Source organism: Cupriavidus laharis (genome assembly GCF_914271435.1).
GTDB lineage: Bacteria > Pseudomonadota > Gammaproteobacteria > Burkholderiales > Burkholderiaceae > Cupriavidus > Cupriavidus laharis.
In genome coordinates this window covers 53,141-75,580 of sequence record NZ_CAJZAI010000001.1, presented here as the reverse complement: position 1 = coordinate 75,580, position 22,440 = coordinate 53,141, and the positions used below count along the sequence as shown (strand labels likewise).

Sequence of the window (22,440 nt, the reverse complement as noted above, 5' to 3'; positions counted from 1 at the left end):
TAAGTAGCCGCTTACCTTGGCATCATCCGACCCTATAATGGTGCAACGTCGGCAGCCCCCGCTGCGCCGGCCTCTTCCGCGGTTCCCCCGACATCGCCCATGACTTCCCCACAACCCTCGGCCTGGTTGCGCCTCTGGCATGGCATCGCACCGGCTGAACGCACCGCCTTTATCGATGGTGTGCGCTTCTTTGCACCGTCACTGCCCGCCGTATTCTCCTGGGGCCTGGTCACGGGTGTGGCAATGAGCAAGTCCGTGATGACCGTGCCCGAGGCCATCGGCATGACGCTGCTGGTCTATGCCGGCTCGGCACAGCTCGCGGTACTGCCGCTGTTCGCAGCCGGGCTGCCGTTGTGGACCGTGTGGCTGACCGCGGCCTTCGTCAACCTGCGCTTCGTGATCTTCAGCGCAGCCCTGCAGCCGCACTTCAGCTACCTGCCGCTGTGGCGGCGCACGCTGCTGGGCTCGTTCAACGGCGACCTGCATTTCGTCTACTTCATGCAGCGCTACAGCACGCCGGGCTACGAACCGGGCAAGGAAGGCTATTTCTGGGGCATGGCGCTGGCCAACTTCGCCATGTGGCAGGCCTCGTCGATCATCGGCATCCTGCTGGCGAGCCTGTTCCCGGACAGCTGGGGCCTGGCCCTGGCCGGCACCATGGCGCTGATCCCGGTGATGATCGCCACCATCAATTCGCGCTCCACGCTGCTGGCGGTGGTGGCGTCGGCCATCCTCGCGCTGCTGTGCTTCGACCTGCCCTACCGGCTGGGCCTGGTGGTGGCCGTGGTAGGCGCCATTGCCGCCGGCATGGCCAGCGACGATCTGGCCGCGCGCGCCACGCTGCGCCGCATCCACCGCCGCAAGTCCTCGACCCGGGCCGTGGCGGCCCCGCAGGCGGGACAGGGAGACCAGGCATGAGCCACACCGAGATCTGGATCGCGCTCGCCGGCATGGCCGTCGTCACCATTGTCACTCGCGCGCTGTTCCTCATGGCGGGCGAACATGTCACCGTGCCGGACCGGCTCCAGCGCGCGCTGCGCTATGCGCCGGCGGCCGCGCTCGCGGCGATCATCCTGCCCGACCTGATGACCTGGCAGGGCCATTTCACGCTGTCGCCATCCAACTACAAGCTCGTGGCCGGCGCCAGCGCGGCGGTGTTCTACCTGCTCACGCGCCGCATGGTGGGAATGATCGCGGTCGGCATGGCGGTCTATACCGCGCTACGGCTGCTCGCCTGAGTATCTGAATGGCTATGCCTGTCGCTCCCGCGCAGGCGGGAGCCCAGCGACTTTAGCGGCGCATGCAAGGTCTGCAAGACACTGGGTCCCCGCCTGCGCGGGGACGACAGGTGCTGCAATTGGCAATTTTCAAACGGGCTCTGAGCGCGCCTGCCCCGTCCCCAGCACCACGCCCAGCCGCGTCAGCAAGTGCGCGAGCTGCGCCTGTGTGCCGGTCCCGGTCTTGGTGAAAATGGCCTTGAGCTGGGTACGGCTGGTCTCGCGCCGGATGCCGAGCTGCTCGCAGGCCTCGGGCAGGCCAATGCCGGTGGTCAGCAGCATGGCCAGGCGGATCTCGGCAGGCGTGAGGCCATACAGCTCGCGCAGCACGCCGGCAATGCCCAGTGCGGGCGTGCCGGCCTCATGCACGGCGACGAGCACGGCGGGGCGCTGCCAGTCGACGGCAAGATGGTGTGCCGCCGGCAGCGGCAGCACCACGACCTGGGCTTCCCGGCCATCGGGGCCGGTGGCGCGCAGCGCCTGTGCCGGCTGGGCAACGGCCGGGTCGCCAGCCGCGCGCAGCACATCGGGAAACGGACGCGACAGGCGCCATTCATCCGTCCTGGGCGTGCCTGCGCCGGCGGCGGCACCAACCACCGGCACCGGCATCAGCCGGCGGGTCCAGGCCTCGCCGGCGCGGTTCGCGAGCAGGACCTTGCCATCGTCGGTGAAGACGATCACCGCGAACGGCAGCCTCTCCAGCAGCTCGGCCGACACATGCGCGAGCGTCGACACCTGGCGTGTGCGGTCGCGCAGCGCAATGGCGTGGCGGACATGCGGAATGGCCCAGTCCAGCGCACGCGCGTCTTCCGGCGAATAGCGCGCGCCGCCCTGCGGCCGCTGCAGCGACAGGAACACCTCGTAATGGGGCTGGCGCTCGATCAGGCAGGCCATCAGCGACGACAGGCCGAACTGACGGAAGAATTCGCCATAGAACGGCAGGCTGCGCATGGCCTGCTCGCCGAGCTCGCACGCGTCGATGTACCAGTTGCCCACCGTCAGTTGTGAAACGAACGGGATCGCCGGGTCCAGCGCCTCGTAGTAATCGCGGTAGGCGGCGACTTCTTCGGGCACCGGGTTGACCACCTGGTTGACCAGCACGCGGTCGCGCACCGTATCGCGCACCACCAGCGCGGCGTGGACGCTGCCGCTGGCCTGGCACAGCGCAGCGAGGCTGCGCTGCCAGGCATCGGCGTCGAAAATGCCCTGGTAGAGCGCGCGAATGGTGTCGTGCATCTCGTCTTCGTTCATTGCCTTCCCTTCTTGTTCTTTCTTGTCAGGGCAATTGCGGCCGGGGCGGGTTCAGCCCCCTTCCAGGGCCGATGCCAGCCGGGACAGCAGGTGCGAAAGCTGCGCCTGGCTGCCGGTGCCAGTCTTGTGGAACACGGCCTTGAGCTGGGTTCGGGCGGTCTCGTGACGGATGCGCAGGTGCTCGCTGGCTTCAGGCAGGCCCTGCCCGGCGGCAAGGGTGGTGGCAAGACGGGTCTCGGCCGGCGTGAGGCCGTACAGCTCGCGCAGGACAGTGCCCAGCATCGGCGGCGCGGCGCCGTCTTCATGCACGACCACGAGCGCGGCGGGCTCCTGCCATTCGGTGGCGAAGGCATGTGCGGGCGGCAGCGGCAGCACGATCACCTGCGCGCTGTTGCCGTGGCCGTCGGTGGCGCGCGCGGCCTGTGCCGCCGTGGCGCGCCGCGGGTCGCAAGCGGCCTGCAGCATGTCGCCGAACGGGCGCGACAGCGTCCATTCCGACACTTTGCCGGCCGGATCCAGGCGCCGTGCCCAGTGTTCGCCGGCGCGGTTGCTCATCAGCACCTGGCGCCGCGGCGACATGACCAGCAGCGCGAAGCTCAGGCGCTCCACCAGCTGCGACGAGAGGCTGGCCAGCGCCGACAGGTTCTGCGTGCGGTCGCGCAGGGCCATGGCACCCCGCATATGCGGGATCACCCAGGCCAGGCCGCGCGCATCGTCGGTCGAGAACACCGGCTGCGACATGGCGCGCTGCATCGAGAAATAGACTTCGTAGTGCGGCTGGCGCTCGACCAGGCAGGCCACATAGGAACGCAGGTCGAACCGGTTGAAAAAGTCGCGGTAGAACGGATGGCGCGACATGGCGCCCTCGCCGAGGTCGCGCGCGTCGATATACCATTCGCCCGGCTTCATGCGCGGCGCGAACCGCTTGGCCGGATCGATGGCCTGGAACTCGGACTCGTACCGGGTGAACAGCTCCAGCACCGGGTTGACGATCTCGTTGACGGTGACCTGGTCGCGCACTGTATCCCACACCATCATCGATGCGTGGGCCGTACCCGCCATCTCGGTCAGGGTGCGCAGGCTTTTCTGCCACGCACCAGGGTCAAGAATTCCCTCGTACAAGCCGCGGATTGCTCCGTGCATGTCCGCTTCGTTCATCTGCTTCCCCTGCATTCACGACGAATTGTCCGCCCGGCGTGCTTGTGGCTTGCCCGGCAGGCTTATTGTTATGGCCGCTGAAATCCGGCTCTGTGTTCTTGCGTGTCTGCGTGTGCAGACGTTACGTACATTACCCCACTCGGGGTGCAAGCAGGACATGCCCGGCACCCTTCTTCGGTGGGGAATCTGCGTCGGTCATGGTGCACAGGCACCAGTCAGGCACCAGTAGTTGTGTCTGACTCAGCACAATAGGGTTGGACTGGGTCTCGAATCGGCTAGGCAATGACCACGATCAGGTAAAATAATCGTTTCCCCGAAATTTCAGCGAAATCTCGCGCCATCACACCGTCATGACCTCCGTCCTGCGTCTATCCGACCTCATCTCCCAAGGCAAAATCTCCGGCAAGCGTGTCTTTATCCGCGCCGACCTGAACGTGCCGCAGGATGACGCAGGCAATATCACCGAGGACACCCGCATCCGGGCGTCCGTGCCCGCCATCGAGGCCTGCCTGGCCGCCGGCGCCGCGGTGATGGTCACGTCGCACCTGGGCCGTCCGACCGAGGGCGAACTCAAGCCCGCCGACTCGCTGGCGCCCATCGCCACGCGCCTGTCGGAGTTGCTCGGCAAGCCTGTGAAACTGGTGCAGAACTGGGTGGATGGCGTGGAAGTCGCCCCCGGCCAGGTGGTGTTGCTGGAAAACTGCCGCGTGAACAAGGGCGAGAAGAAGAACAGCGACGAACTGGCGCAGAAGATGGCAAAGCTGTGCGACGTGTACGTCAATGACGCCTTCGGCACCGCCCACCGCGCGGAAGCTACCACCCATGGCATCGCCAAGTACGCGCCGATCGCCTGCGCCGGCCCGCTGCTGGCCGCCGAGATCGACGCGCTGGGCAAGGCACTGGGCCAGCCGGCGCGGCCGCTGGTCGCCATCGTGGCTGGCTCCAAGGTGTCGACCAAGCTGACCATCCTGAAGTCGCTGGCCGACAAGGTGGACAACCTGATCGTCGGCGGCGGCATCGCCAACACCTTCATGCTGGCTGCCGGCCTGAAGATCGGCAAGTCCCTCGCCGAGGCCGACCTGGTCGGCGACGCCAAGGCCATCATCGACATCATGGCCGCGCGCGGCGCCTCGGTGCCCATCCCGGTCGACGTGGTGTGCGCCAAGGAATTCAGCGCCACCGCCGCCGCCACCGTCAAGGACGTCAAGGACGTGGCCGATGACGACATGATCCTCGACATCGGTCCGAAGACCGCCGCACAGCTGGCCGAGCAGCTCAAGGCCGCCGGCACCATCGTGTGGAACGGCCCGGTGGGCGTATTCGAATTCGACCAGTTCGGCAACGGCACCAAGGTGCTGGCCGAAGCCATCGCAGATTCGAAGGCGTTCTCGATCGCCGGTGGCGGCGACACGCTGGCTGCCATCGCCAAGTACGGCATCGCCGACCGCGTCGGTTATATCTCGACCGGCGGCGGGGCGTTCCTGGAGTTCCTGGAAGGCAAGAAGCTGCCCGCGTTCGAAGTGCTGGAGCAACGCGCCGCCGGCTGAAGCCAGGCTGGCCAACGTCCGGACAAGGATCTCCCGCCATGACCCGCTCGACCAAGATCGTCGCCACCATCGGCCCGTCGTCCAGCTCGCTGGAAGTGCTTACGCGCATGATCGCCGCCGGAGTGGACGTGGTGCGGCTGAACTTCTCGCACGGCACCGCGCAGGACCATATCGACCGCGCGAAGCTGGTGCGCGAAGCCGCCCAGTCGTGCGGACGCGAGGTGGCCATCATGGCCGACCTGCAGGGCCCCAAGATCCGCGTGGGCAAGTTCGAGAACGGCAAGATCACGCTCAAGCCGGGCGACCCGTTCGTCCTCGATTCGGCCTGCCAGCTCGGCAACCAGGAGCGCGTCGGCCTGGACTACCAGGACCTGCCGCGCGACGTGGGTCCGGGCGACCTGCTGCTGCTCAACGACGGCCTGATCGTGCTGGTGGTGGACCGCGTGCTCGGCACCGAGATCTTCACCACGGTGCGCGTCGGCGGCGAGCTGTCCAACAACAAGGGCATCAACCGCCAGGGCGGCGGCCTGTCGGCGCCGGCGCTGACGGCCAAGGACATGGACGACATCAAGACCGCCATGGCCCTGGGCGCGGACTATGTCGCGGTGAGCTTCCCGAAGAATGCCACCGACATGGAGATGGCCCGCCAGCTCGCGGCCGTGGCCGGCCAGCCGCATGGCAACAAGGCGCGCATGATCGCCAAGATCGAACGCGCCGAGGCCATCAACCCGGGCGTGCTCGAGGAAATCCTGCAGGCTTCGGACGGCATCATGGTGGCGCGCGGCGACCTGGCCGTGGAAGTCGGCAACGCGGCCGTCCCGGCGCTGCAGAAGCGCATGATCCGGCTGGCACGCGAGGCCAACAAGCTGACCATCACCGCCACGCAGATGATGGAAAGCATGATCGTGAACCCGGTGCCGACGCGTGCCGAGGTGTCCGACGTGGCGAACGCCGTGCTGGACGGCACCGACGCCGTGATGCTGTCGGCAGAAACCGCGGCGGGACGCTACCCGGTGGAAACCGTCGAAGCCATGGCCGCGGTGTGCATCGAGGCGGAGAAATCCGAGGTGGTGCAACTCGACACGGACTTCCTCAATCAGACTTTCTCGCGCATCGACCAGTCGGTGGCGATGGGTGCACTGTTCACCGCCTATCATTTGCAGGTGAAGGCGATTGCCGCGCTGACCGATTCGGGCGCGACCGCGCTGTGGATGAGCCGTCACCGCATCCATGTGCCGATCTACGCGATGACGCCCAATGTGGCGTCCCAGCGCAAGATGCAGCTGTACCGCAACGTAGTGCCTCTGCCGCTGCAGGCCAGCGCCGACCGCGACACCGCGCTGGAGCAAGCCGAAGAGCTGCTGCTCGCGCAGGGCGTCGTGCAGCGCGGCGATTTCATCGTGCTGACGATCGGCGAGCCGATGGGCCAGCCTGGCGGCACCAACACCCTCAAGATCGTCAGGGTGGGCAGTTGATGCAGTTTGTGTGGCAGCGGGCAGAAGCACGGCGGCAGGCCGTGCAGAATGGCCCGGCCGGCAGGCACAGCCGACGCGACGGAATGCGCCAGCAGAACAAGATTCAGAGACACCCCATTTACCTTCAGGAGTTTTGACATGCCACTCGTATCGATGCGCCAGCTGCTCGACCACGCTGCCGAAAACGGCTATGGTCTGCCGGCATTCAACGTGAACAACCTCGAGCAGGTCCAGGCCATCATGCAGGCGGCCGACGAGGTCAACGCCCCGGTGATCATGCAGGCCTCCGCAGGCGCCCGCAAATATGCCGGCGAACACTTCCTGCGCCACCTGATCGAAGCCGCGGTCGAAGCCTACCCGCACATCCCGGTGGTGATGCACCAGGACCACGGCCAGTCGCCGGCCATCTGCCAGGCCGCGATCGACCTGGGCTTCTCGTCGGTGATGATGGACGGCTCGCTGCGCGAAGACGGCAAGACCCCGGCCGACTACGAATACAACGTCGACGTGACCCGCAAGGTCGTGGCGCTGTCGCACGCCATCGGCGTGACCGTCGAAGGCGAACTGGGCTGCCTGGGCTCGCTGGAAACCGGCGAAGCCGGTGAAGAAGACGGCATCGGCGCCGAAGGCAAGCTGGACCACTCCATGCTGCTGACGGACCCGGAGCAGGCCGCCGACTTCGTCAAGGCCACCCAGCTCGACGCGCTGGCCATCGCCATCGGCACCTCGCACGGCGCCTACAAGTTCACGCGCAAGCCGACCGGCGACATCCTGGCGATCAACCGCATCAAGGAAATCCACGCCCGCATCCCCAACACCCACCTGGTGATGCACGGCTCGTCGTCGGTGCCCCAAGAGCTGCTGGAAGAGATCCGCAAGTTCGGCGGCGACATGAAGGAAACCTACGGCGTGCCCGTCGAGGAAATCCAGGAAGCGATCAAGTACGGCGTGCGCAAGATCAACATCGACACCGACATCCGCCTGGCCATGACCGGCGCGATCCGCCGCTTCTTCGTCGAGAACCCGAGCAAGTTCGACCCGCGCGAATACCTGAAGCCGGCCCGCGAAGCCGCCAAGCAGGTCTGCAAGGCCCGCTACATCGCCTTCGGCTGCGAAGGCCAGGCCAGCAAGATCAAGTCGGTGTCGCTGACGGATATCGCCAGCCAGTACAAATCGGGCAAGCTTGCCCAGGTTGTGCAGTAAATTTTAATCGTCGTTCCCGCGAAGGCGGGAACCCAGCGTCTTTAACGCGGCGCTGACCAAAGGCAAAAGTCACTGGGTCCCCGCCTACGCGGGGACGACGCATTTTTGAGCGTTAGTGTTTCTTTGCTGACCCTCAGCTTTACCTCCGCCCGATCGGAACCATCATGTCCAACGCTCTCTACCAGTCCTCCATCACTTCCCTGCCGCTGCTCGGCCACGGCAAGGTGCGCGACAACTACGCCGTCGGCGAAGACAAGCTGCTGATCGTTACGACCGACCGCCTGTCGGCCTTCGACGTCATCATGGGCGAGCCGATTCCCGACAAGGGCCGCGTGCTGAACCAGATGGCGAACTTCTGGTTCAGCAAGCTCGCGCATATCGTGCCGAATCACGAGACCGACGTCGCCGCGGAAACCGTGGTGAAGCCCGAGGAAGTCGCACAGGTGCAGGGCCGCGCCGTGGTGGTCAAGCGCCTGAAGCCGATCCTGGTGGAAGCCGTGGTGCGCGGCTACCTCGCCGGCAGCGGCTGGAAGGACTACCAGGCGACGGGCAAGGTGTGCGGCATCGAGCTGCCCGCCGGCCTGCAGAACGCGCAGAAGCTGCCCGAGCCGATCTTCACCCCGGCCGCCAAGGCCGAAATGGGCGAGCACGACGAGAACATCTCGTTCGGCGAAGTCGAAGAACGCATCGGCGTGGCGCTGGCCCGCCAGATGCGAGACATCTCCATCCGCCTGTACAAGGAAGCGGCCGAGTACGCGGCCACGCGCGGCATCATCATCGCCGACACCAAGTTCGAATTCGGCCTGGACGAGAACGGTACCCTCACGCTGATGGACGAAGTGCTGACCGCCGATTCGTCGCGCTTCTGGCCGGCCGATTCGTACCAGGTCGGCACCAACCCGCCGTCGTTCGACAAGCAGTTCGTGCGCGACTGGCTGGAAGCCGTACGCATCGATGGCAAGCCGTGGCCGAAGACCGCGCCGGCGCCGAAGCTGCCGGATGATGTGATCGAGAAGACTGCGGCGAAGTACCGTGAGGCGCTGACGCGTCTGACGGGGGAAGAACTGCAGTAAGTCCATCCCGTCATTCCCGCGCAGGCGGGAATCCAGCGTCTTTCGCGCTGCGTTGACGCCAAAGACGAAGTGACTGGGTTCCCGCCCACGTGCCTTTTGGGGTATTCGCGGGAACGACAACCGAAGGAACAGAGAACGTGAGCAAGCAAGACAAGCCGCTCGTCGGCGTCGTAATGGGCAGCAGTTCCGACTGGGACGTAATGCAGCACGCCGTGGCCATGCTGAAGGATTTCGGCGTGCCGTTCGAGGCGCAGGTCGTCTCGGCGCACCGCATGGCCGACGACATGTTCCGCTATGCCGAGACCGCGCGCGGCCGCGGCATCCGCGCAATCATCGCCGGTGCCGGCGGTGCCGCGCACCTGCCAGGCATGATCGCCGCCAAGACCATCGTGCCGGTGTTCGGCGTGCCCGTGCCGTCGAAATACCTGCGCGGCGAAGACTCGCTGCTGTCGATCGTGCAGATGCCCAAGGGCGTGCCGGTGGCGACGTTCGCGATCGGCGAAGCCGGTGCCGCCAATGCAGCGCTGCACGCCATCGCCACGCTGGCCACCACCGACGAGGCCCTGGCCAACGCGCTGGAAGTCTTCCGCGCGAAGCAGACCGAGGCTGCCCGCGCCATGACGCTGCCGCTGTAATTCACCGCGCTGCCATCGCGCTGTAACCCCGGAAACCACGGAACCGAGCAATGCCGACCGATATCCATCCCTACCTATCCGAAGCCCACACGCCGGAGTCGCGCGCCGAATTCGGTGTCGACAACCCCAGCGCGCCCATTCTGCCCGGCGCCTGGCTCGGCATGCTCGGTGGCGGTCAGCTTGGCCGCATGTTCACGCATGCGGCGCAGGCCATGGGCTATCGCGTCTGCGTGCTCGACCCGGACCAGGACAGCCCAGCCGGCTCCGTGGCCGACAAGCATATCTGCGCGCCTTACACCGATGAGGCAGCACTCTCTGAGATGGCCAGGCTGTGCCAGGCCGTCAGCACGGAATTCGAGAACGTGCCGTCGCTGTCGCTGGACCGGCTGGAACAGCTCGGCGCGTTTGTCGCGCCGCGCGGCTACTGCGTGTCGATCGCGCAGAACCGCATCGGCGAGAAAAAGTTCTTTGCCTTGTGCGCCGAGCGCACCGGTGTGCAGACCGCCCCGCACTGGGTCATCGAGCACGATGCGGACGTGGACCGGCTGCCCGACACAGTCCTGCCCGGCATCCTCAAGACCGCTCGCATGGGCTACGACGGCAAGGGCCAGGCCCGCGTGAAAACGCGCGAGGACGTGCGTGCTGCGTGGAAGGCCATGCAGCACGTGCCGTGCGTGCTGGAACAGATGCTGCCGCTGGCCTACGAGGTCTCCGTGCTGGCCGCACGTGCCGCCGATGGCAGCACCGCCACCTGGCCGCTGGCCGAGAACGTGCACCGCGACGGTATCCTGTTCTCGACGACGATGCCATCCACCAGCGTCTCGGCCGATATCGCCGACCGCGCCCGCGCGGCCGCCGCCACCATCGCCACGGAAATGGGCTATGTGGGCGTGCTGTGCATCGAATTCTTCGTGCTGACAGACGGCACGCTGATCGCCAACGAAATGGCGCCGCGCCCGCACAACTCCGGCCACATCACCATGGATGCGTGCGAGACCAGCCAGTTCGAGCAGCAGGTGCGCACCATGGCCCGCCTGCCGCTGGGCAGCACGCGCCAGCATTCGGCCGGCAAGATGCTGAACCTGCTTGGCGACGTGTGGTTCGAGTTCGGCCTGGAGCGCACGCCGGCGTGGGACGAAGTACTGGCCCAGCCCGGCGCCAAGCTGCACCTGTACGGCAAGAACGATGCGCGCCCGTCGCGCAAGATGGGCCATGTGAACTGCGTTGGCGAAAACGCCGAGGCCGCCGAGCAGGCGTTCCAGGTGGCCGAGCAAGCGCTGCACATCCCCCTCTGAACCGCTCTGAACCACCCGCAACACTGCCACGCCAGCGTCAAGGAACACGATGTCGCGCATGCCCACGGCCGCCGAACTGGACGAAGCCGTCCGCCTGCTGGAGGCCGGCCAGCTGGTCGCCTTTCCCACGGAAACCGTCTACGGGCTCGGCGCCGACGCCGAGAACCCGGAAGCCGTGGCGCGCATTTTCGCGCTGAAGGGAAGACCGTCGAACCACCCGGTCATCGTGCATGTGGTGGACGGCGCCGACATCGGCTACTGGGTCGACGAGGTGCCGGAAGCCGCGAACAAGCTCATTGAAGCGTTCTGGCCCGGCCCGCTCACGCTGATCCTCAAGCGTGCCTCGCACATCCATGCGGCAGTCGCCGGCGGCCAGGACAGCATCGGCCTGCGCTGCCCCTCGCATCCCGTCGCACAGGCGCTGCTGTCGCGCTTCAAGCGCGGCCGTGGCGGTATTGCCGCGCCATCGGCCAACAAGTTCGGCCAGGTCAGCCCTACCACAGCGCAGCACGTGCGCGACGAATTCGGCGATGCGGTCTATGTGCTCGAAGGCGATGGCGTGGAAGTAGGGATCGAATCCACCATCGTCGACCTGTCGCGGCTGGACCAGGGCATTGGCCCCGTGCTGCTGCGGCCGGGCGCGATCACGCCGGCGATGATGGCGAAGGTGCTGGGTGAAGCGCCGCTCCCGCCTGATGCGGCGGCACCGCGCGCTTCAGGCACGCTCAAGGCGCACTATGCCCCGCATACCCCGCTGGTGCTGGCCGATGCGGCCGAACTGGCGGCGCAACTGCCTGCCTTGGCTGCCGACGCCCGCGTGGCGTGGGTGGCGCGTGCCCCGATCGACGATGCACGCTGCACGTGGGTGCAGGCACCTGCGGATGCTACCGCCTATGCCCGAGAGCTTTATCGCCTGCTGCGCAAGCTTGACAAGCAGGGTTACACGCGGCTGGTGTTCGAGCCGCTGCCTGAGGGGCATGAATGGGCTGGGGTTAGGGATCGCCTGCAGAGGGCGGCGGCGGCGTTTGGGGGATAAAGAGGGTTTTTTTGGGGGGCTTGGTTTGTCGTTCTTGGCAGGCGTGGCTGTTTCGCCGGCGTAGCCGGCGACCTACTTTTACCCGAGCGGTAAAAGTAGGCAAAAGCGCGTTTTCGTGGTTGACGAACGGCTCGATGAGGTGAAGACGGTCCAGGGGCATAACCAGACTGCCTGCCGCGTAGATGATTAGGATGGGACAGGGCGTACGAACGAACCCGGATTACGGAGTGGTCCCTTCTAACAGCGATATCGCGGGGACGCCTGCGGCTGCGCTGCGCGCACTCAGCAGTCCGGGTTTCCGGGCCGCAGCCCGAACCAGAGCGTAGTGACGAAGCCCTTGGCGCATGTGCCATGCGCGACGTCAAGAATGAAGAAGGGCGGAGCGCCAGCGCTAGCGACGTTGATGCCCCTCGCCATGCCGACTAGGACGCCGCGCGCAGTGCAGCCGAAGGCGTTGACGCGATACCGCTAGCAGCAGGGGCCACGGACAGTTTCGGGGCTCGTTCAATCAGCGCTGTAATCCCGACCACGGCCGCGCACCCAGCGGCAGGCAGCCAGAAACACTCTGAAGCCCATACCCGTACAACACCCTCAGCACACTACGATCAATATTCGCCCGTTAGGGCAAGTAAACGCGCTTTTTGGTTACTTTTTGCCGCTCGGGCAAAAAGTAACTCGCCGGCTACGCCGGCGAAACAGCGGCATCAGCCAAGCACGCCCCCCCCAATCTCCCGTCACCCCCAATTCAATCAATCGAAGCCCCCACCGTCTTCACCACCCCCGCCCACTTCTGCCGATCCGCCTTCACCGTCGCACGAAACTGATCCACGCTTTCCACGCGCGGCGAATTCCCTGCGTCAATCAGCTTCTGGCGAATAGAAGGCGTTTCCAGAGCGACCTTCACCGCATCGTTGATCTTGCGCGTGATCTTGGGGTCCAGCCCCTTCGGCCCGAAGAAGCCGAACCAGATCGTGCTGTTGTAGCCCGGCACACCGCTTTCGGCAATGGTCGGCACTTCCGGAATCACCGGCACGCGCTTGCTCGTGGTAACGCCGAGCAGGCGCACCTTGCCCGCGCGATATTGCGGCAGCACGCTCTGGACCTGGTTGAAAATGCAGCAGACTTCGCCCTTGAGCACGGCCTGCAGCGCATCGGGGCCGCCCTTGTACGGGACGTGCGTCATGTCCAGGCCGGCGCGTGCGTTGAACTCCGCAAACGCCAGGTGCGTGCCGGTGCCGTTGCCCGTAGACGCGTAGTTGTACTTGCCCGGATTGGCCTTGACCTTCTCGATGAACTCCTTCACCGACTTCACGTCGATCACGGCCGGGTTGATGGTCAGCACGTTGGAGACCTCGACCAGCGGCGCGATCGGCGTGAAATCGGCGTCGGCGTCAAACGGCAGGCTCTTGTACAGCGCCGGGTTGATGCCGTGCGTGGCGGCAGTGCCCAGCAGCAGCGTGTAGCCGTCCGGCTTGGCGTGGGCCACCACTTCCGAGGCTACGTTGCCGCCGGCGCCCGGACGGTAGTCGTAGAGGATGGTGGTCTTGAGCGACTTCTGCAGCGACTCCTGCAGCGCGCGGCCCACCATGTCCACGCCCGATCCGGCAGTAAAGCCCATCAGGATGGTCACCGGCTGGGCCGGCCACTCGCCTTGCGCGTGCGCGGGGGCGGCAATGGCGCAGGCCGCGACGAGGCCGGCGGTCAGTTGCAGGGCGGAACGGAAGGAGAAGCGCTGGGGCAGGCGGGACATAGGGGCACCGTCAAGGGAAATGAAGGACAAGGGCGCCGGCCACCGCGAATTCATGGCGACGCCGTCATGAGCCAGGGTCTTGGCGCCCTGGGCCAATGGTCACACGATAGCAATGTTCGGGCCAAAACCAAACGACCGAGTTCACCTGAAGGTATGCCATGCCGGCATATGGTCGTGTCCGAGCAACGTTCAGCGTCGCAGCAGCCCTACCAGTTCGTCCACGTCCGGCATCGGCGCGCCGATGCCGGACACGGCTTCCTCATCGGCTTCCAGCAAGCCGTCGGCCAGCGCGCGCTTGTCCTTGTGCAGTTCGACGATGCGCTCCTCGATGGTCCCGGCGGTAATGAGCCTATACACCGTGACGGGGCGCTGCTGGCCGATGCGGTGGGCGCGGCCCATGGCCTGGTCCTCCGCGGCGGGGTTCCACCACGGATCGGCGATGATCACGTAGTCCGCGGCAGTCAGGTTCAGGCCGAAGCCGCCGGCCTTCAGGCTGATCAGGAAGACATCGCCCTCGCCCGCCTGGAAGGCCGCCACGCGCCGCGTACGCTCTGCGGCCGGCGTGGCGCCGTCCAGGTACTGCAGCGCCAGGCCAGCGCGCTCCAGCCCCTGCCTGAGCAGGCGCAGGAAGTCCACGAACTGGCTGAACACCAGCACCTTGTGCCCATTGGCCGCGAGCTCGCTGGCAAGCTCGACAAACGTACGCAGCTTGGCGCCCTCCTGTCCCACTTCGGGCGTTACCAGCCGTGCATCGCAGGCCGCGCGGCGCAGCCGCATCAGTTGCGCCAGCACATGGATGCGTGCCTGCGCCTGGAACTGTGCCTGCGCGATGGCCCTGGCGCGCGCGCCTTCCGGTGCGCCGCGCGTGGCCTTGCGAGCCGCTTCGACGCGCGCAAGCGCCGCTTCGGCCTCGGACTGGGCCTGGCGGCGCAGCGCCTCGTAGTGGGCGGCCTCGACCGGCTCCGGCTCCACGCGGATGACCAGTTCGGTGCGGGCCGGCAGTTCGTCTAGCACCTGCGCCTTGGTCCGGCGCAGCACGAACGGTGCGATCATGCGCCGCAGCCGTTGCCGGACTTCACGCGCGCCGCTGCGCTCGATCGGGCTGGCGAAATGCTCGTTGAAACGGGCCAGCGAGCCGAGCAGCCCCGGATTGCAGAAGCGCATCACCGACCAAAGCTCGGCCAGCCGGTTTTCCACGGGCGTGCCGGAAAGTGCCATGCGAAAGCCCGATGGCAGGTCGAACAGCGCCTGCGCGCGGCGTGAAGCGGCGTTCTTGATGGCCTGCGCCTCGTCGGCTACCACCGTGTGCCACTCGCGCGCGCAGAACGCCTGGCGCGCCTGTTGGAGCAGCGTATAGGAAACGATGACCAGATCGCCCGGCCCCGCTTGCGCGAGCATGGTCTCCCGTTCGCCCTCTGCATAGACGAGCACGTTCAGCGTCGGTGCGAACCGCCGTGCCTCGGCGGCCCAGTTGCCGCAGACGGAGGTCGGAGCGGCCACGAGGCCAGCACCGCCGTCCGCACGCGCCAGCAGCACCGCCAGCGCCTGCAGCGTCTTGCCCAGGCCCATGTCGTCGGCCAGGCAGGCACCCAGGCCCGCGGCGGCCAGCGTCATCGCCCAGCGATAGCCATCGTGCTGGTAAGGACGCAGCTCGGCGACCAGATTCGCAGGCACCGTGATTTCGGCGTCCCGCGCGGCGCGCAGCCGTGCCAGCCGCTGGCGGAAATGCGCGTCGGGATCGACGCCCGCGCCGGCCAGCACGTCGTCCAGCCACGGCGCGGCCATCAGCGGCACGCGGATGCCGTCGGGCACGCGATCGGCCACGCCAGACAGGTCGCGCAGCCGGCCACGCAGCGTGCGCGTGAGCGCTACATACACGCCCTGCCCCATCGGCACGAAACGGCCTGCGTGGCTGCTGGTCCAGTCGATCAGCTTGCCGAGTTCGAGCACCAGCCCTTCGGCCACGCGCAGCTCACCCACCAGCCGGTACCAGGCATTGCGGGTTTCAACGGTCACGCTGAGCTGCGGCAGGTCGGCCGGCACCACGCGCATCTCCTTGCCGCGCGGCCACTCCAGCGCCTGCACCCCGGCCAGGCGCGGCAGCGCTTCCACGACGGTCAGCGCGTCTTCAGGATCGTCGAGCACCCAGCTGTGCTCGCCGCCAGGCGGGGCCAGCGGCACCAGGAATGGCAGTTCGGCAAATACTTCGGCCACGTGGGCCAGTTCCGCGTCCAGGTCGCGCCGGGCCGCGAGCGTTTCGCCGCGCACGGTGGCCATCAGCCGCTCGCGTCCCGCACCCGGCGCCAGGCGCGGGCCTTGCGGCCCCAGCGGCGTGACCACCAGCCGCAGCGCAATGCCCCGGCCATGCGGGGCCACTTCGGCACGCAGACGCGATTCGGGCTCCAGTTCGCGCACGGCGCCGGTGGGGTCCGCCTCGACCTGGAAATGCCCGGCCAGCGCGCGCAGGGTGCGGTCGAGCTGCGCACGGCCAGCTTCGGGGATGGCAAGGCCATCGGCAATCAGCCGTGCCGCGCCCAGTTGTGCCGGCGTGAAGCGGATCACGCGCAAGCGCTGCGGGCCATCGCGCAGCACCGTGACGTGGCGCAGCGCTTCGGCATCCTGGCGGGCCGCGGCCGGCAGGTAGGCGTCCATGGCCGGCGCTTCGCGCAGCGGGGGATAGATCCGCAGCACATAGCGGCCGCCGGTATGCACGGCCTCGAGCGCGGGCGCGCCTTCGGCCACCTCCAGCACCTGTTCCGGCGAGCGGGCCAGCACAACCGCCGGATGCCCGACCAGCGCCACGATCGCGGCCGCGCGGTCCAGGACATAGCGCCGGTTGTGCGACTGATCGCGCCGGATGGCGTGGGCCACGCGCGCATCCCATGGCGGCAACTGCCCGTCCTCGGCCACGCGCGCCAGCGGCACCGGCCGCGGCTTGCCCCAGCCGCGCGCGCCGCGCGTCTGCTCCAGCGGCTCGATCGCCGCGACGGCGCCGTCCGCATCCAGGGTCAATGCCCACAGCAGGCGGCGATCGGGCGCGTTGCCGGCGGCTTCGGCGCCTCCTGCCAGGCCCTGCAGGGCTTCCAGCGCCTGTTGCCAGGCGGGCAGGCCGCTGTCGGGGCCTGCATCGGGGCCGGGAGGGGTGACGAATGGCACGGGAACAGGTCCGGAGACAGGAAATTGGGGGAGAACGGCGCGAAAGCGGGCATTTTAGACCGCCTTTCACGGTCTGCCGCGTTGGCACCCATGCCCCCGCAGCTTACAATGTATGCTTTTGCCGCAGCCGGATATCCGGCGCGACCGGCAAACCGAACAAGAAGCGGCTGATGCCCCGGCCTTGCCGGCACGGCACCAGTCCGCCCCGATCCGAAGCACGACACCCCGCAACACCATGACGCAAACCGCCAACATCGTTGAAATCGGCGCCGAAGACCTCCCGCTGCACTGCCCCACCGCCAGCACGCCGGCCTGGAACTACCACCCGCGCGTCTTCCTGGACGTGGCGGACACCGGCGAAGCCAAGTGCCCGTACTGCGGTACCGTGTACAAGCTCAAGCCGGGCACCGTGCTGAAGGGCCACCACTGAGCAGCCCAGGCCGCTCCCGCAGCACCCCGACGCTCCGGGCCGCCTGCCGGCGCCCCGGGGCGTTGGCATTTCCGCCCGCCGTGCCGACGCGCGGGCAAGCCTCGCCCCACTCATGAAAAAAGCCCTCGTCATCGCCCCCGACCGGATCAGCGACGCCCTGATGGCCCAGCCGCTGTTCGCGCTGCTCAAGGCGCGTCATCCGCGGCTGGTCATCGATGCCCTAGCACCTAAATGGGTAGGCCCGGTGCTGGCGCGCATGCCGGAGATGGGCAGGGTGTTCCCGAGCGATCTCACGCACGGCAAGCTGCAGTTGTCGGCGCGGTTCATGTTCGCCCAGCAGCTCAAGAACGAAGGCTACGACATGGCCTACGTGCTGCCGGACACGCTCAAGTCAGCACTGATCCCGTGGCTCGCCGGCATTCCGCTGCGCGTCGGCTACCGTGGCGAGTCGCGTTTCGGCATGCTGAACGTGAGCCACGCCAACCCGCCGCGCAACGGCCGCCCGGCCATGGCCGAGCACTACGCGCGCCTGGCGCTGCGGCCCGGTGCCAAACCGCCAGCAGAATTGCCGGAGCCGCGCCTGCGCACCGACCCGGCCCGCATTGCTGCCACGGCCGAACGCTTCGGCATCCCGCCGCAGACCCGCCTGATCGCCTTCTGTCCCGGCGCCGGTTTCGGCCCGGCCCGGCGCTGGCCCGCCGGCCATTTCGCCAAACTGGCGCAGATGCTGCGGCGCTCGTATCCGTATGCGCAGATGATCACGCTGGGCGCCGCCGCCGATGCGGACGCCGCCGCCGAGATCGCGCGGGAAGCACCGTTCGTGCGCAACCTGTGCGGGCAGACGTCGCTGGACGACGCCATCGACCTGCTCGCGCTGTCCGAAGCCGCAGTCTGCAACGACACCGGCCTCATGCACATCGCCGCCGCGCTGAACCGGCCGCAGGTGGCTGTGTTCGGTTCCAGCGATCCGCGCCAGACGCCTCCCCTGTCACAGGCTGCGAGTATCATGTGGCTGCAACTCGAATGCAGTCCGTGCCTCAAACACGAGTGTCCCCTGGGACACATGCGCTGCCTGAAGGACATCGAACCCGAGATGGTGTTCGTTGAGCTGCGCAAGCTGCTGCACCGGCCCTGACTCCTGAAATCGCGACCATGCCCCGTTTTGCCCGTCTGTTCGATTCCGCGGAAGACATTGTCCAGGCCTTCCGCGAGGCCATGAAACTGCGTGATGCCGACGGCGCGCTGCGGCTGTGGCTCGACGAAGACTCGGTCACCTGCGTCATGCCTGACGGGCAGCGCCTGATCGGCCATGAACACCTGCGCCAGGCGTTCTCGCAACTGCTCGAGGAGCAGCCGGTGCTGATCGATGCCATCGAGACCAGCAGCCATGCGTCGCTGGGCGTTTCCATCTTCGACGTGACCGAGGCCCTGCGCTTCGGCGCGGACCGGGTCGAGGCCGACCTGTACGTGCACACCACGTACGTGCTGATGCAGAACCACGAGGGCTGGCGCCTCGCGCACATCCACTGCAGTCCGGCCAATGCCGTGCAGGTCGCCGCCGTGGCCGCAGCGCCGGGGCAGGCCCTGCACTGAAGGCAGCCACTGGCCGCGCGCAAGGTGCGCGGCCCATCGCATCATCGAGCCGGCATGACGCAGCTTCCGCACCATCGCCTGCCATCCACCGCCCAGGCCAATCCATCCGGCCATGCTTATGGCGACGGCATCGCCATGCCCTGGTGGCTGCGCGGCGGCCACGCCCAGACCATTATTCCCGCACGCTTCACGCGCCGTCCGCCGCGTGTGCACTTTCGCCGCGAGCGCTGGGAAACGCCTGACCAGGACTTCATCGACCTGGACTGGACCACGCACGCCGTGCACCCCGGCACGCCGCTGCTCGTGATGTTCCATGGACTGGAAGGCGACTCCGGCAGCCACTACGCGCAGGCGCTCATGCATGCACTGCAGCCACGCGGCTGGCAGGGCGTGGTCCCGCATTTCCGCGGCTGCTCGGGCGAGCTCAATCGCGCGCCGCGCTTCTACCATTCCGGCGATTCCGCCGAGATCCGCTGGGTACTCGAACGCCTGCGGCGCGAACACTGCGCCGACGGCAGGCCGATGCTGGTGGTGGGTATTTCGCTGGGCGGCAACGCGTTGCTGCGCTACCTCGGCGAACAGGGCAGCGCGGCCGGCTTCGTCACCGCCGCCGCCGCGATCTCCGCGCCGCTGGACCTGGCCGCCGGCGGCGCAGCGCTGTCGGAGGGCTTCAACATGCTCTACACGCGCATGTTCCTGCAGACGCTCAAGCGCAAGTCGCTCGCCAAGCTCGAACAGTATCCGGGCCTGTTCAACCGCGATGCCATGCTGGCAAGCCGCGACCTCTATGCCTTCGACAACATCGTGACCGCGCCGCTGCACGGCTTTCGCGATACCGACGATTACTGGAAGCGCGCCGCAAGCAAACCCGTACTGGGCGAGATTGCCGTGCCCACGCTGGTGCTCAATGCGCGCAACGACCCGTTCCTGCCGGGCCGCCATCTGCCGGGCCCTGCCGACGTCAGCCCGCAGGTCTGGTTGGAGCAACCCGAGCACGGGGGGCACGTCGGCTTCATGACACCGCGTGCGGGTCTGCTGGGCCAACTGCCACTGCTGCCGTTCGGCGGCCATATCGATTGGCTGCCTGCACGGATCCTGCGCTTCTTCGACAGCATGTCCTGAAGCCTGCACGGCACGCAACGAGGAGACACGACCATGGATGAATCCGTCCGACAAGCGATAGCGCGCTGGCCCAATGTGCCCAACTGCTACGGATGGCTGGCGCTCGACCGCCGTGGCCAATGGCGCCTGCGCAACGAGTTCGCCCAGCAGCACGGCCTGTCGGGCGATCCGATCCGGCATGAAACGCTGGTCGCGTTCATTGAGCGCAACTACCTGCACGACGACCGCGGCGCGTGGTACTTCCAGAACGGGCCGCAGCGTGTCTTTGTGTCGCTGGCCTATGCGCCGTGGATCGTACGGCTGCATGAAGGCAACCTGCGCACGACTACGCAGCGTGCGTTTGCCGTGCAGGCCTGCTACGCGGACGAACAGGGCAATGTGGTGCTGGCTGGCAAGATTGAAGGCGAGGACGGCGATTCGCACGCAGCGCTGCTGCATGACCACGACCTGGACCTTTTCAGCGGCGCATGCGAATGGCATGGCGACGCGTGCGGCACGGAACTCGGCGTGTTCCGCCATGATGGCCGCGACATCCCGATCGAACCGATTGCCGCCGGCGAAGTGCCGAAGCGCTTCGGCTTCGTGCGAGATCCCCAGCCGCCGGCCCCCTGACCAAGCCGGTCAGTTCGGCATGCCCTTGTTGTCCTGCCGTTCCTCGCGGTACTGGCGCTGGAGCTGGTGCAGCCGCGCGTCGACCTCGGACAGCGCATAGAAATCGCCGTCGCCGGCTTTGCGCGCGATCTGGAGCTGTTCGATGGCAGCCTGGAAAGCGCCGTCCATCGCATACTTTTCCGCCAGTGCCTGGTGCTGCTGCACGCGCTTGCCCTGGCCGGCATAGGCGCGGGCCAGCATCTCCCACCACTCGCTGCGCCCGGTTTCCTCCCGGGTGCGTTCGCGCAGGAACTTCACCGCCGCATCGTACTGGCCGGTACCCAGCAGCGTATCCGCATAGGCCAGCGCCACCGCGTGCGACAACGGGAACGCCTTCATTGATGCCGTGGCCTGGCTCATCGCCTCCGGCACGCGACCCTGCGCGCGTGCGAGTTCGATCGCCATCACGTCGAGCATCGGGCTGCCCGACGTGGCGCCGGGAATATTGCCATACAGGCGGCGCGCTTCGGCCAGTTCCTGCTCGGCAGCTGGGTAGCGGCCAAGGCGCTGCTCGACAAAGGCCAGGCCATAGTGCAGGGCCGGCAGGCGCAGCGCGGATGCACCGGCCAGCTGCGCACGCAACGCGGCGCGCAGGTTCTGCAAGTCACTGGGCGAGCTCTCCTGGATCACGCGGGCCCGCATGCGCGCAAACTCGTATTCCGGCGTGTTGGGGACCTTGCGCGCCGTCACGTGGCTGACGCGGTCCTGCATGTCGGCAATCCGCTCGGAGGTAAGCGGGTGGGTCCGTACATAGGAAGGCACCGAGTTCTCCGCCGTGCCCGAGGCACGCTGCAGCCGCTGGAAGAAATCGGGCATGCCTTGCGGATCGAACCCGGCCGCGGTCATGATCTGGAAGCCGACGCGATCGGCCTCGCGCTCGGCGCCACGCGAGAAGGACAGCTGGTTGGCGATCGCCGCGCCCTGCCCGCCCATCGCGAGCGCAGCGGCGGCATCGGGGCTGCGCGTGGCCGCCAGGCCGGCGAGCACCATGGAGGCCAGCGCGATCCACATCGACTGGTCCTGCTGGGTAATGCCGCGCGCGATATGACGCTGCATCACGTGGCCGATTTCGTGGCCGAGCACCGAAGCGAGCTCCGATTCGGTCTCCGACTGCACCAGCAGGCCCGTATGTACGCCGATGTAGCCACCCGGCAAGGCGAAGGCGTTGATGCTGCGGTCACGCACGGCAAAGAGGTCGAAGCCGGTGGCAAAGGTGCCGGCACCGGTCGAGCCCGAGATGTTCTGGCGCCGCGCGGCCTGCACCAGCCGGTAGCCGAGTGCATTGAGGTAATCCGACAGCAGCGGATCGGGCACGTACAGCGGATCGCGCCGGATATCGCGGATGATGCGGTCGCCCAGGCGCTTTTCCATGTCCGGCGACAGCGCCGCCGTGGACGGGTCGCCCATGTCCGGCAGCTGGACTCCGCCGACATCCACCACCGCGTTGTTGGTGCGCAGGCCAAATTCGGACTTCTGCCCCGCCTTCACGCTGCGGTTGAGGTTGTCGTAGACCTGGTCGCTGGTTTCTGCAGGCACGGTGGCGGCGGGCCTGGCCGCGGCACCGGATGCCGCAGCGGGCGCCGTGCCCTGCGGCCACGCAGGCGTCACCATGGTCAGCGCGATCAGCGCCACCAGCGAACGCCGCCACGGCCCCGCGTTCCGCGCAGGCGCATGTGATGCCAGGCCGGCAGGCGTGGCGCCTTGCCGCCCCGAAAGGCCGGCAGCGCCTGGCCTGCGAAGCAATGGAGTCTTGGGCATGTTGCTATGATAGCGGCCTCTGCAACCCGT

At 67.3% G+C, this 22,440-nt stretch carries 19 protein-coding genes; 14 read left to right on the top strand and 5 right to left on the bottom strand.

All coding sequences use genetic code 11. The features are described from left to right. Positions 1–99 precede the first annotated feature (99 nt). Entirely contained in the window at positions 100–918 is an 819-nt protein-coding gene (locus LDO29_RS00350) for an AzlC family ABC transporter permease (RefSeq protein ID WP_224077811.1), read from the top strand. Next, complete coding sequence (locus tag LDO29_RS00345) at positions 915–1,238, top strand: AzlD domain-containing protein (protein WP_224077810.1); 324 nt, start codon at positions 915–917, stop codon at positions 1,236–1,238. Before LDO29_RS00350 ends, LDO29_RS00345 begins: the two co-directional genes overlap by 4 nt. Positions 1,239–1,367: 129 nt before the next feature. On the opposite strand, the gene LDO29_RS00340 is transcribed toward LDO29_RS00345, so the two are convergent. Next, positions 1,368–2,528, bottom strand: a complete 1,161-nt coding sequence (locus tag LDO29_RS00340) for a helix-turn-helix transcriptional regulator (RefSeq protein ID WP_224077809.1) — start codon at positions 2,526–2,528, stop codon at positions 1,368–1,370. 51 nt (positions 2,529–2,579) lie between these two features. Next, positions 2,580–3,686, bottom strand: a complete 1,107-nt coding sequence (locus LDO29_RS00335) for a helix-turn-helix transcriptional regulator (protein WP_224077808.1) — start codon at positions 3,684–3,686, stop codon at positions 2,580–2,582. 350 nt (positions 3,687–4,036) lie between these two features. Between LDO29_RS00335 and LDO29_RS00330 the strand changes: the two genes are divergently transcribed. From LDO29_RS00330 to LDO29_RS00300, 7 genes are all read left to right on the top strand, one after another. Next, positions 4,037–5,233, top strand: coding sequence for a phosphoglycerate kinase (locus LDO29_RS00330; RefSeq protein WP_224077807.1), 1,197 nt, complete (start codon positions 4,037–4,039; stop codon positions 5,231–5,233). A gap of 38 nt (positions 5,234–5,271) precedes the next feature. Next, positions 5,272–6,708 carry a pyruvate kinase gene (gene pyk, locus LDO29_RS00325; RefSeq protein ID WP_224077806.1) on the top strand — a complete coding sequence of 479 codons (1,437 nt, stop codon included), beginning with the start codon at positions 5,272–5,274 and terminating at the stop codon, positions 6,706–6,708. Between the two features lie 138 nt (positions 6,709–6,846). Beyond that, entirely contained in the window at positions 6,847–7,911 is a 1,065-nt protein-coding gene (gene fba, locus LDO29_RS00320) for a class II fructose-bisphosphate aldolase (protein WP_224077805.1), read from the top strand. Positions 7,912–8,075: 164 nt separating this feature from the next. Further along, a complete protein-coding gene (locus LDO29_RS00315) occupies positions 8,076–8,984 on the top strand; it encodes a phosphoribosylaminoimidazolesuccinocarboxamide synthase (protein ID WP_224077804.1) in 909 nt (302 codons plus the stop codon). 137 nt (positions 8,985–9,121) lie between these two features. Beyond that, complete coding sequence (gene purE, locus LDO29_RS00310) at positions 9,122–9,619, top strand: 5-(carboxyamino)imidazole ribonucleotide mutase (RefSeq protein WP_224077803.1); 498 nt, start codon at positions 9,122–9,124, stop codon at positions 9,617–9,619. A gap of 50 nt (positions 9,620–9,669) precedes the next feature. Further along, entirely contained in the window at positions 9,670–10,914 is a 1,245-nt protein-coding gene (locus LDO29_RS00305; protein ID WP_224077802.1) for a 5-(carboxyamino)imidazole ribonucleotide synthase, read from the top strand. 49 nt (positions 10,915–10,963) lie between these two features. Beyond that, on the top strand, positions 10,964–11,950 hold the full coding sequence (locus LDO29_RS00300; RefSeq protein ID WP_224077801.1) for an L-threonylcarbamoyladenylate synthase: 987 nt from the start codon (positions 10,964–10,966) through the stop codon (positions 11,948–11,950). A gap of 745 nt (positions 11,951–12,695) precedes the next feature. On the opposite strand, the gene LDO29_RS00295 is transcribed toward LDO29_RS00300, so the two are convergent. Then, entirely contained in the window at positions 12,696–13,700 is a 1,005-nt protein-coding gene (locus LDO29_RS00295) for a Bug family tripartite tricarboxylate transporter substrate binding protein (protein ID WP_224077800.1), read from the bottom strand. Positions 13,701–13,889: 189 nt separating this feature from the next. Further along, positions 13,890–16,856, bottom strand: coding sequence for a DEAD/DEAH box helicase (locus LDO29_RS00290; protein ID WP_224077799.1), 2,967 nt, complete (start codon positions 16,854–16,856; stop codon positions 13,890–13,892). A 235-nt stretch (positions 16,857–17,091) separates the two neighbouring features. Between LDO29_RS00290 and LDO29_RS00285 the strand changes: the two genes are divergently transcribed. From LDO29_RS00285 to LDO29_RS00265, 5 genes are all read left to right on the top strand, one after another. Further along, positions 17,092–17,286, top strand: coding sequence for a zinc-finger domain-containing protein (locus LDO29_RS00285; protein WP_224077798.1), 195 nt, complete (start codon positions 17,092–17,094; stop codon positions 17,284–17,286). 112 nt (positions 17,287–17,398) lie between these two features. Then, positions 17,399–18,421: a lipopolysaccharide heptosyltransferase II gene (gene waaF / locus LDO29_RS00280; protein ID WP_224077797.1), complete on the top strand. Its 1,023-nt coding sequence runs from the start codon at positions 17,399–17,401 to the stop codon at positions 18,419–18,421. 17 nt (positions 18,422–18,438) lie between these two features. Continuing rightward, positions 18,439–18,879 carry a YybH family protein gene (locus LDO29_RS00275; protein ID WP_224077796.1) on the top strand — a complete coding sequence of 147 codons (441 nt, stop codon included), beginning with the start codon at positions 18,439–18,441 and terminating at the stop codon, positions 18,877–18,879. A gap of 54 nt (positions 18,880–18,933) precedes the next feature. Beyond that, positions 18,934–20,001, top strand: a complete 1,068-nt coding sequence (locus LDO29_RS00270) for a YheT family hydrolase (protein ID WP_224077795.1) — start codon at positions 18,934–18,936, stop codon at positions 19,999–20,001. A 33-nt stretch (positions 20,002–20,034) separates the two neighbouring features. After that, positions 20,035–20,613, top strand: a complete 579-nt coding sequence (locus tag LDO29_RS00265) for a DUF2946 family protein (RefSeq protein ID WP_224077794.1) — start codon at positions 20,035–20,037, stop codon at positions 20,611–20,613. Positions 20,614–20,622: 9 nt separating this feature from the next. On the opposite strand, the gene LDO29_RS00260 is transcribed toward LDO29_RS00265, so the two are convergent. Next, positions 20,623–22,410, bottom strand: coding sequence for a beta-barrel assembly-enhancing protease (locus LDO29_RS00260; RefSeq protein WP_224077793.1), 1,788 nt, complete (start codon positions 22,408–22,410; stop codon positions 20,623–20,625). Between the last annotated feature and the right edge of the window lie 30 nt (positions 22,411–22,440).